The 8,804-nt window shown below is 53.0% G+C and carries 10 protein-coding genes; all 10 read right to left on the bottom strand.

Annotation, left to right across the window (positions count from 1 at the left end):
* Positions 1–254: 254 nt before the first annotated feature.
* Positions 255–1,778, bottom strand: a complete 1,524-nt coding sequence (gene lysS / locus A8990_RS29480; RefSeq protein ID WP_245996298.1) for a lysine--tRNA ligase — start codon at positions 1,776–1,778, stop codon at positions 255–257.
* Between the two features lie 107 nt (positions 1,779–1,885).
* Positions 1,886–2,362, bottom strand: a complete 477-nt coding sequence (gene greA / locus A8990_RS29475) for a transcription elongation factor GreA (protein ID WP_116192596.1) — start codon at positions 2,360–2,362, stop codon at positions 1,886–1,888.
* Between the two features lie 259 nt (positions 2,363–2,621).
* Complete coding sequence (gene dusB / locus A8990_RS29470; RefSeq protein WP_116192595.1) at positions 2,622–3,656, bottom strand: tRNA dihydrouridine synthase DusB; 1,035 nt, start codon at positions 3,654–3,656, stop codon at positions 2,622–2,624.
* A 56-nt stretch (positions 3,657–3,712) separates the two neighbouring features.
* Positions 3,713–3,925: a helix-turn-helix domain-containing protein gene (locus A8990_RS29465; RefSeq protein ID WP_116192594.1), complete on the bottom strand. Its 213-nt coding sequence runs from the start codon at positions 3,923–3,925 to the stop codon at positions 3,713–3,715.
* On the bottom strand, positions 3,877–4,449 hold the full coding sequence (gene folK, locus A8990_RS29460; protein ID WP_116192593.1) for a 2-amino-4-hydroxy-6-hydroxymethyldihydropteridine diphosphokinase: 573 nt from the start codon (positions 4,447–4,449) through the stop codon (positions 3,877–3,879). The genes A8990_RS29465 and folK overlap by 49 nt, the downstream gene beginning before the upstream one ends.
* Positions 4,421–4,813 carry a dihydroneopterin aldolase gene (gene folB, locus A8990_RS29455; RefSeq protein ID WP_116192592.1) on the bottom strand — a complete coding sequence of 131 codons (393 nt, stop codon included), beginning with the start codon at positions 4,811–4,813 and terminating at the stop codon, positions 4,421–4,423. The genes folK and folB overlap by 29 nt, the downstream gene beginning before the upstream one ends.
* Positions 4,814–4,835: 22 nt before the next feature.
* Positions 4,836–5,708 carry a dihydropteroate synthase gene (gene folP, locus A8990_RS29450; RefSeq protein WP_245996297.1) on the bottom strand — a complete coding sequence of 291 codons (873 nt, stop codon included), beginning with the start codon at positions 5,706–5,708 and terminating at the stop codon, positions 4,836–4,838.
* 8 nt (positions 5,709–5,716) lie between these two features.
* Positions 5,717–6,613 carry an aminotransferase class IV gene (locus A8990_RS29445; protein ID WP_116192591.1) on the bottom strand — a complete coding sequence of 299 codons (897 nt, stop codon included), beginning with the start codon at positions 6,611–6,613 and terminating at the stop codon, positions 5,717–5,719.
* Positions 6,610–7,191, bottom strand: a complete 582-nt coding sequence (gene pabA, locus A8990_RS29440; RefSeq protein ID WP_116192590.1) for an aminodeoxychorismate/anthranilate synthase component II — start codon at positions 7,189–7,191, stop codon at positions 6,610–6,612. Before pabA ends, A8990_RS29445 begins: the two co-directional genes overlap by 4 nt.
* Positions 7,188–8,780 carry an anthranilate synthase component I family protein gene (locus A8990_RS29435; RefSeq protein ID WP_245996295.1) on the bottom strand — a complete coding sequence of 531 codons (1,593 nt, stop codon included), beginning with the start codon at positions 8,778–8,780 and terminating at the stop codon, positions 7,188–7,190. The genes pabA and A8990_RS29435 overlap by 4 nt, the downstream gene beginning before the upstream one ends.
* Positions 8,781–8,804 lie beyond the last annotated feature (24 nt).

Raw genomic sequence — 8,804 nt, 5'->3', positions numbered from 1 at the left:
ATGAATTCGCTTGTTAGCTCATTCAAAAAACTAGCTTGTTTCAAGACCTTTTGACAGGTCGCTCATTGTTCAGTTTTCAAGGAACAAAATGTTTCGTTTTTTTTTCGTGTCTCGCATGTCTCAGCGGCGACTTGATTAATATATCATACCGGCCCAGAGGATTGCAACCCCTATTTTAAACTTTTTTGCTTTTCTTCGTAAAACATGCAAAAACCACCGGAATTATGCATTCCGGCGGTTCATTAGTAATCGTATTATTCGCCTGAACGTTCACGCATAAGCGGGAACAACAGTACATCGCGAATGGACGGCGCATCTGTAAGCAGCATAACCAAACGGTCGATGCCGATACCGAGACCGCCAGTAGGCGGCATGCCATACTCCAGTGCACGGATGAAGTCTTCATCCATATCATGCGCTTCGTCATTTCCTTGTTCTTTCTCAAGCAGCTGCGCTTCGAAACGTTGGCGCTGATCGATTGGATCGTTAAGCTCCGTGAATGCATTCGCATGTTCACGCGCAACGATGAACAGCTCGAAGCGATCCGTAAAGCGTGGATCGGCATCGTTCTTCTTCGCCAGCGGGGATATCGCAACCGGGTGGCCCGTTACGAATGTAGGCTGAATGAGCGTATGCTCACAGAACTCTTCGAAGAAAGCATTGAGAATATGACCGAATGTCATATGCGGCTCAACCTTTACATTGTGCGCTTTCGCATGTGCGTGTGCTTCTTCATCCGTCATTGGCTGGCTGAAGTCTACGCCTTTCGCCTCTTTTACAAGATCGACCATCGACACACGGCGCCAGCCTACAGTCAGATCGACCTCCTGGCCTTGGTACGAGATCTTCGTTGTGCCAAGTACTTCTTGCGCGATATGCGCAATTAGAGACTCGGTAAGAGCCATAATATCTTTGTAGTCCGCATACGCTTCGTACAATTCAATCATCGTAAATTCAGGATTATGGCGAGTCGAGATCCCTTCGTTACGGTAAACGCGGCCGATCTCATATACCTTCTCCATACCGCCCACGATCAGACGCTTCAAGTGAAGCTCAATCGCGATACGCATATAGAGCTGCATATCCAGTGCATTGTGGTGCGTAATAAACGGACGAGCAGCTGCACCGCCTGCAATCGCATGCAAAGTCGGCGTTTCAACTTCCAAATAACCGCGCGCATCCAAGTAGCGACGCATCGACTGGATAATGCGGGAACGGGAAATGAACGTTTGTTGCACTTCCGGGTTCACGATCAAGTCCACGTAACGCTGACGGTAACGCAGTTCAACGTCTTTCAGGCCATGATACTTCTCAGGAAGCGGAAGAAGAGACTTCGACAGAACGACAATCTCCTTCGCTTTAATCGACGTCTCGCCCGTATTCGTCTTGAAGACCGTACCGCGAACGCCAATGATATCGCCCAAATCAAGCAGTTCAAACGCTTGATACTGCGATTCCTCTACTGTATCTTTACGCGCATACACTTGGATTTTGCCGCTGAGGTCTTGAATATGCGCGAAGCCCGCTTTACCCATGCCCCGCTTCTGCATAATACGGCCAGCCACTGTTACTTCAATTGTTTGCCCCTCTAACTCTTCCTTGCTCACATTCTCATAAGCGTCAACGATTTCTTTTGCATGATGAGTCCGTTCAAACTTGCCGCCAAATGGATCGATTCCGAGTCCGCGCAGCTCGTCCAGCTTGTCTCTGCGAATTTGCAGAAGCTCGCTAAGCTCTTGTTCTTGTGTACCTGTACCTGTACCTGTTCCTTGCTCCACTGCTATCATCTCCTTGTAATCCCCGGAAGCCCCTCAATGAGGAAAAAAGCTTCCAAAGGAAGCTTTCTCAAAATAGGGCATAAGCCATATTCGCTCGAGGCGCCTGGTTATTTTTTAATATCAACAATTTTATATTGAATAATGCCGGCTGGTACGCTAACTTCTACGATAGTGCCTTTGGTTTTGCCAAGAATAGCCTTGCCAACCGGACTTTCATTCGAAATTTTGTTATTCATAGGATCAGACTCGGCTGTACCCACAATCGCATATTCCATCGTGTCGCCGAACTCCAAATCTTCAACCGTAACCGTAGAACCAATGCTCACTGTTTCGGTATTGATCTCATCGTTATTGATGATACGCGCGTTGCGAAGCATCTTCTCCAGAGTGATAATACGTCCTTCGATAAAAGCTTGTTCATTCTTCGCATCTTCATATTCGGAATTCTCACTGATATCACCATAGCCGATGGCTACCTTGATCCGCTCAGCAACTTCACGACGTTTGACGGACTTCAAGTTCTCGAGTTCATCCTCCAGCTTCTTCAGTCCATCTTGCGTAAGAATAATTTCTTTATCGCTCATGTTACCATATCTCCTGTCGTGTGCCATTTTTTCATACCGCGTATGAATTCACTGATATTTAATATATTATGCTGCAGGCTCTTGATGACACCGCACAGGAATCTGATTGAATTGTCAATACGCCAGGCGGTCGGTTTGTTATTGGAAGATTATATTGCAACTTAACCTATATGTCAACGAAAGGCAGACAGCAAATGTAATCGCTTTCCCCTAGGAAACGCGGGAGGTGCCCGTCATCCGGGCCTCACCGCGTGAGCGATCAGTGATAAACAACTTCATCCGAGGATGCGGAGGCATCAGCAGCAGCAGGAACCGTGCCCAGTTCTCCAAGCGATTCGACATATTCTCCCAAAATCTGCACCATCTTGTCGCGTGTCGTTTCTTCCATAATGACATCCTTCACGCGAGCTGCGCCCGGAAGACCCTTCAAGTACCAAGCCATATGTTTGCGCATTTCGCGAACAGCCGTGCCTTCACCCTTCAAGTTCACAAGGCGATCCATGTGCAAAATAGCAACGTCCATCTTCTCGCGCGGCGACGGGTCAGGAAGTAATTCGCCTGTCGTCAGGTAATGGATCGTACGATACAGCATCCACGGGTTACCCAGCGCGCCGCGGCCGATCATAACGCCATCCACGCCAGTGTGATCAAGCATTCTGCGCGCATCTTCAGGCGTGAACACATCACCGTTGCCGATGACAGGAATTGAGACCGATTGCTTAACATCCCTTATAATGTCCCAATTGGCTACTCCTGTATACAACTGCTCTCTGGTACGTCCGTGAACGCTAACCGCTTTGCCGCCTGCACGCTCTACAGCTTGTGCATTCTCAATCGCGTAGACATGGTCGCTGTCCCAGCCGATCCGCATCTTCACGGTAACCGGTTTGTCGACGTTGTCCACGACTGCAGACACCATCTCGTAGATTTTGTTCGGGTCGAGCAGCCAGCGAGCGCCAGCATCACACTTGGTGATCTTCGGCACCGGGCAGCCCATATTGATGTCGATGATGTCGGCATTCGTTTGTTTGTCGACAATTTTTGCAGCTTCCACGAGCGACTCGCGGTCCCCGCCGAAAATTTGCAGGCTAAGCGGCTTCTCCCGCTCATCCACGTACAGCATTTCCAGCGTACGTTTGTTGCCGTGCAGGATGGCTTTATCGCTCACCATCTCCGCGCATACAAGGCCTGTGCCGAACTCTTTGGCGATCAGTCGAAAAGCCGGGTTGCACACACCTGCCATCGGCGCCAGCACGACTTTGTTCTTCATCTCGATGTTTCCGATTTTAAGCATGCACGTCCAGACTCCCTTCTGATAAATGATAGATCATATTGATATATTCCTTAGCTTTAATTATTGTGACCAGCAATCAGTTCACTGTAACTGATGCCTAGTGTGTCCGATATCCGCTCAAGCAGCTTAGGATCCGGCTTGCGAGTTCCTCGCTCAAGCGAGCCAAGCACCGCTACCGATACGTCCAGCTTCGCAGCCAGTTCCTGCTGGGTATAGCCTTTCAGCTTCCGGAATGCACGGACGCGCCCTGCCAGTTGATCGTATTCCATAGCGCGATCCCTTCCCCTCTGTCCAATAACGCTAGTTGTGCAATGGCACTTACTTGTTCCTGCAAAGCATGCTCCTTCTGCATGACATCATGCAGCGGAACGAGTACGAATGAACGCTCCATCATCCGTGGATGCGGCAGCGTCAGTTCTTCATCCTCGAGCGTCGCTCCTTCATAGAGCAGCAAGTCGAGATCAATCGTTCGCGGTCCCCAGCGGATGTCCCGCGTACGTCCGAGCAGCGTCTCCATCTCCAGCATGGCGCGCAAGAGCTGAAGCGGCTCGAGCGTCGTCACCAGGGCAGCCGCCATATTGAGAAAAGCCGGCTGATCTGTATAGCCGACAGGGTCTGTTTCATAAATGGCGGATACGCGCGTTACATCGATATCCGGATGCTGATCGAGCAGCGACAGCGCATCGCGCAGCTGTTTCTCGCGGTCTCCTACATTGGAGCCGAGTGCAATATAAGCTTCAGTCCAGATCGGACGAAGCTGTTCGTTAAAGCCTTGCGGGCCGCTTAGCTCCATGTTCATCCCGCTTTCTGCAAAGTTCCACCGTTACCCCGTCAAAATGAATTTCAAACGGCGGATGCGGCTTCGTCACGGACACCGTCACTTCATTTACACTAGTATAAGCGTCCAGCACATCCGATGCAATCTTGCCAGCCAATGCTTCGATCAATTTAAATGGCGGACCTTCGACAATTGTCTTTACCCGCGCATGAATGTCCGCATAGTTGATGGTGCAGTCCAGCTCATCCGTTTCCGCCGCTTCGGACAAGTCCATCTGCAGCGACAGATCGACATAGAATTGCTGACCTAACCGATTCTCCTCCGGAAATACGCCATGGTAGCCGAAGAAGCGCATGCCTCTCAGCGTCATTTTATCCATCCGTGAAATTCCTCCTCCAAGCTTACGTATGATTAAGACCGCGCGTACGATATACAATCGCATCGGACATTAAGGCCGTCCGCTTATTGTCGCGGACATCGTGAACGCGAACGATTTGGCAGCCTTGAGCAATGCCAAGAGCCGTTGTCGCAGCCGTGCCATAGCCGACTTCAGCAGCTGTACCCAGCTGCAGCGTCTCGCGAATGAATTTCTTGCGCGAAGTGCCGAGCAGCAACGGATAGCCTTCGGCAGTTAAACGATCCAACTGCCCCATGAGCGCGACATTGTCGTCGTATGTTTTGGCAAAACCGATGCCCGGATCGAGCCAGATGGCATCTTCCGCGACACCGGCTCGCTTCGCGATTGCGATGCTTTCCTGAAGATCACGAATAACATCGGTTACGAGATCGGAATAATGGAGATCGTGCCGGTTATGGCTAATGATGACCGGGCAGCCGTAAGCGGCGGCAACCTCCGCCATCTTCGCGTCTCCCTTGAGGCCCCATATATCGTTGATGATATGGGCTCCTGCCTCAAGTGCCTGACGCGCCGTCTCTGCCTTGTATGTATCGATGGAAAGCGGCATCTCTGGCAGTGCTTCGCGAATCGCCCGAATAACCGGCACGACGCGCTTCAGTTCTTCCTCGAGCGGAACTGGCGCAAAGCCCGGCCGCGTCGATTCCCCGCCGATGTCGATCATATCGGCGCCTTCCGCAGCCATCTCGCGCGCATGGCGAACAGCTGCTTCGACTTCGTTGTAGCGTCCGCCATCGGAGAAGGAGTCCGGCGTTGTATTGAGAATGCCCATGATGAGTGTCCGCGAGCCTAGCTCGAGCTTCACGCCATCTGGGAACGTATAAGATCTTTGGTAAGGCCACTGGCCAACTTTCATCATCGTCACAGTCACCTCGTATCCTTCTGGTAAGCATCGAGCAGCTTAGTCGTGATCGGCCCTGCTTGACCATTACCTATCGTCCGGCAATCGCCTGCGAGATCTCTCAAGCTGGTTACCGGCACGAGCTCCTGAATGGAGTTCGTGATAAACACTTCGTCGGCTTCCATCAGTTCCACCCACGTGTAGAGACCTTCCTCCACCTTCGCAGCGGCGATGCCTGTGTCAGCTGCCGATTCACGTGCCAACTCGAGCACACGTCCGCGCGTGATGCCTGGCAGAATGCCTGTCTCAATAGCAGGCGTATAGAGATGCCCTCCACGAACGAAGAACAAGTTGCTGACGATGCCTTCAGCCAAGTAGCCTTCCTTGGTCAGCATCAGTCCCTCTGCTCCAGCAGCCGCGCCGCTGCCCGCCAATTCTCGCTTCGCAATAATATTATTCATATAATGCAGCGATTTCAGTCGCACTTCGCTTTCCGGCGTGTTCCTCACCGTCTTCAGCAGCGCCAGCTCGCGGCCGTTCTGATACAGCGACGGGTTCGGCGCAGGCAGTGACTTGACCATGAGGAGCATGTTCGGCTTCTCGTAATCACCGGATGGGAGACCGAGAATATCCTCGCCGGCTGTAACCGTGAGCCGCACATAAGCATCCGTCAGCTGATTCGCTTCCATTAGCTGATGCAGCCAAGCAGTGAGTTTGTCCGCGCTGAGCTCGCTGCCTCCACGGATGCCAAGTGCCGCGCAGCCTTCCGCGAGACGATCCAGATGGCGCTGCAGCAAATACGGCTTGCCCCCATAGGTGCGGAATGTCTCGAACAGTCCCATTCCATACAAAAAACCGTGATCGTATACCGAGATCACGGCTTCTTCCTGACGAATAATGCTGCCATTCCAACCGATGTTCATCGTACAGCGCCTGCCCGCATATTCAGGAAATTGCGAAGCAGCTTATGTCCGTTCTCTGTGATGATCGATTCCGGGTGGAATTGGACGCCCTCGATCAGATACTCTTTGTGACGCAGCCCCATAATCTCGCCTTCTTCTGTCTCCGCGCTAATTTCGAGGCAGTCCGGCAATGTTTCTTTCTTGACAATAAGGGAGTGGTATCTGGTTGCCGTATATGGCGAAGGAATGCCTTCAAAAATCGTACGTCCATCATGAATGATCTGCGATGTCTTCCCGTGCATCAGCTTCTCCGCACGAACGACCTCACCGCCGAATGCTTGTCCGATCGATTGATGGCCGAGGCATACGCCGAAGATCGGAATAACACCTTTGAACCGCTCGATCAGCGCGAGGCTAATGCCCGCTTCGTTCGGGCTGCAAGGTCCTGGCGAGATCAGAATATGATCCGGAGCCAGCTCCGCAATCTCGTCCAAGCCGATTTCATCGTTACGCTTAACGACAATTTCTTCTCCCAGCTCGCCCAGGTACTGCACCAAGTTGTACGTAAATGAGTCGTAGTTATCGATGACCAATATCATTCGCGTGTCCCCCTTTTGGCTAATACGTCACTTCGCTCTGCCCATTGCTCGCTATATTGGATGGCTTTCCATAATGCCTTCGCCTTGTTGAGCGACTCCCGATATTCACGCTCCGGCTCGGAATCAATGACGACGCCCGCTCCGGCTTGAATATGTACGACCTCATCCTTCACCAGCATCGTTCTAATAATAATATTAAATTCCATATCCCCGTTGTAGTCAATCCATCCAAGGGATCCGGTATAAGGCCCGCGCCGTGTCGGCTCGAGCTCCTCGATGATCTCCATCGTGCGGATCTTCGGCGCGCCCGTAATGGTGCCGCCCGGGAAGGTCGCTCCAATGGCATCGTAGGCATCTTTGCCTTCCGCGATCGTGCCTTCCACTTGCGAGACGAGATGCATGACGTGGCTGTAATACTCGATGACCATCAGCTCTTCGACATGCACCGAGCCGAACTTGGAAATGCGCCCGAGATCATTGCGTTCGAGATCGACGAGCATGATATGCTCTGCCCGCTCCTTCTCGTTGCTGCGCAGCTCCTCGGCCATCTGCCGGTCTTCTTCCTCCGTCCGCCCGCGTCTGCGGGTGCCGGCAATCGGGCGTGTCGCGAGCTTGCCGTTCTGCAGCTCCACGAGCAGCTCCGGCGAAGCAGAGACAAGCTGAAAATCCGGACAGCTCAGATAGCCCATGTACGGCGATGGATTGAACAGCCGCAGCCATTCGTACAGCTCGTCGGGGCTTGTCTTCACATTGCGGCTTTGACGCTGCGAGAGGTTCACTTGGAAAACGTCGCCAGCCGCAATGTATTCGCGAATGCGCGCGACCGCCGCCTTATAAGCCTCCTTGGCAAAAGGAGACTCAATCCCCTTCACCGCTTCAACGTCGATCTGCAGCGTTTGATCTTCCATAAACTCGACGCGCGACCGCTTAAGCGCCTCGGTTTGTTCAGCTGCTGCGCCGCTCGTGAATTGCGCCCATTGCTGCGATAGACGCTCTACACTCTCGCATGCCGCATCATAGAGCGACTCTAGCTGCGCTTCCGATTCATCGCCTGTAATCGCCGTTTGCACCGCGATATAGAGCCGATTCTCTTGATGGTCCACGATCCACAGCTCGTCCATCCGCATAAACAGATAATCCGGCAGCCCAAGATCATCGGACGCCAGCTCCGGCAGCCGTTCAATGGTACGGATGACGTCGTAGCTCCAGAAGCCGACGCAGCCGCCCGTCCACTTCGGCGCATCCGGCACGCGCGGTGCCCGGCGTCCGCCCATCCAGCTGCGCACCGCTTCGAGCGGCGGCTGGTCGGTGTAGACGGTCTTGCTGCCATCGGCGATGGCGAGATCGAACGCTTCGGCCGATAAGCTTTTGCCGCGAATAACGGATGCCGGGCGAAGTCCGAGGTACGTGTACCGACCGTCCTTGCCGCTCTCCAGCACGAATGCATACGGCGAGCCCGTCTGCCATGCGCGCTCCCACGACGCTGGCCTTGCTTCACCTATCGCGAGCGGGCGCTTCGCAATAAGCGGCAGCGAGGTGAAGCCCTGCTCCCGCCAAGTTAACCAATCTTTAAAGGCTGTCTGTTGCACGGTTTGCAGCCCCTCCACTTCCTG

This window comes from Paenibacillus taihuensis, from assembly GCF_003386535.1.
Lineage (GTDB): Bacteria > Bacillota > Bacilli > Paenibacillales > Paenibacillaceae > Paenibacillus_Z > Paenibacillus_Z taihuensis.
The sequence above is the reverse complement of the archived record's forward strand: the minus strand, read 5'-3'. Positions and strand labels throughout refer to the sequence as shown.

Coding starts and splice junctions, on each gene's coding strand:
- A8990_RS29445 (WP_116192591.1), bottom strand. CDS start 6,613: ATGAACATCGGTTGGAATGGCAGCATTATTCGTCAGGAAGAAGCCGTG.
- A8990_RS29465 (WP_116192594.1), bottom strand. CDS start 3,925: ATGGAATACGATCAACTGGCAGGGCGCGTCCGTGCATTCCGGAAGCTG.
- dusB (WP_116192595.1), bottom strand. CDS start 3,656: ATGCTTAAAATCGGAAACATCGAGATGAAGAACAAAGTCGTGCTGGCG.
- pabA (WP_116192590.1), bottom strand. CDS start 7,191: ATGATATTGGTCATCGATAACTACGACTCATTTACGTACAACTTGGTG.
- folP (WP_245996297.1), bottom strand. CDS start 5,708: ATGATGAAAGTTGGCCAGTGGCCTTACCAAAGATCTTATACGTTCCCA.
- folK (WP_116192593.1), bottom strand. CDS start 4,449: ATGGAGCTAAGCGGCCCGCAAGGCTTTAACGAACAGCTTCGTCCGATC.
- folB (WP_116192592.1), bottom strand. CDS start 4,813: ATGGATAAAATGACGCTGAGAGGCATGCGCTTCTTCGGCTACCATGGC.
- greA (WP_116192596.1), bottom strand. CDS start 2,362: ATGAGCGATAAAGAAATTATTCTTACGCAAGATGGACTGAAGAAGCTG.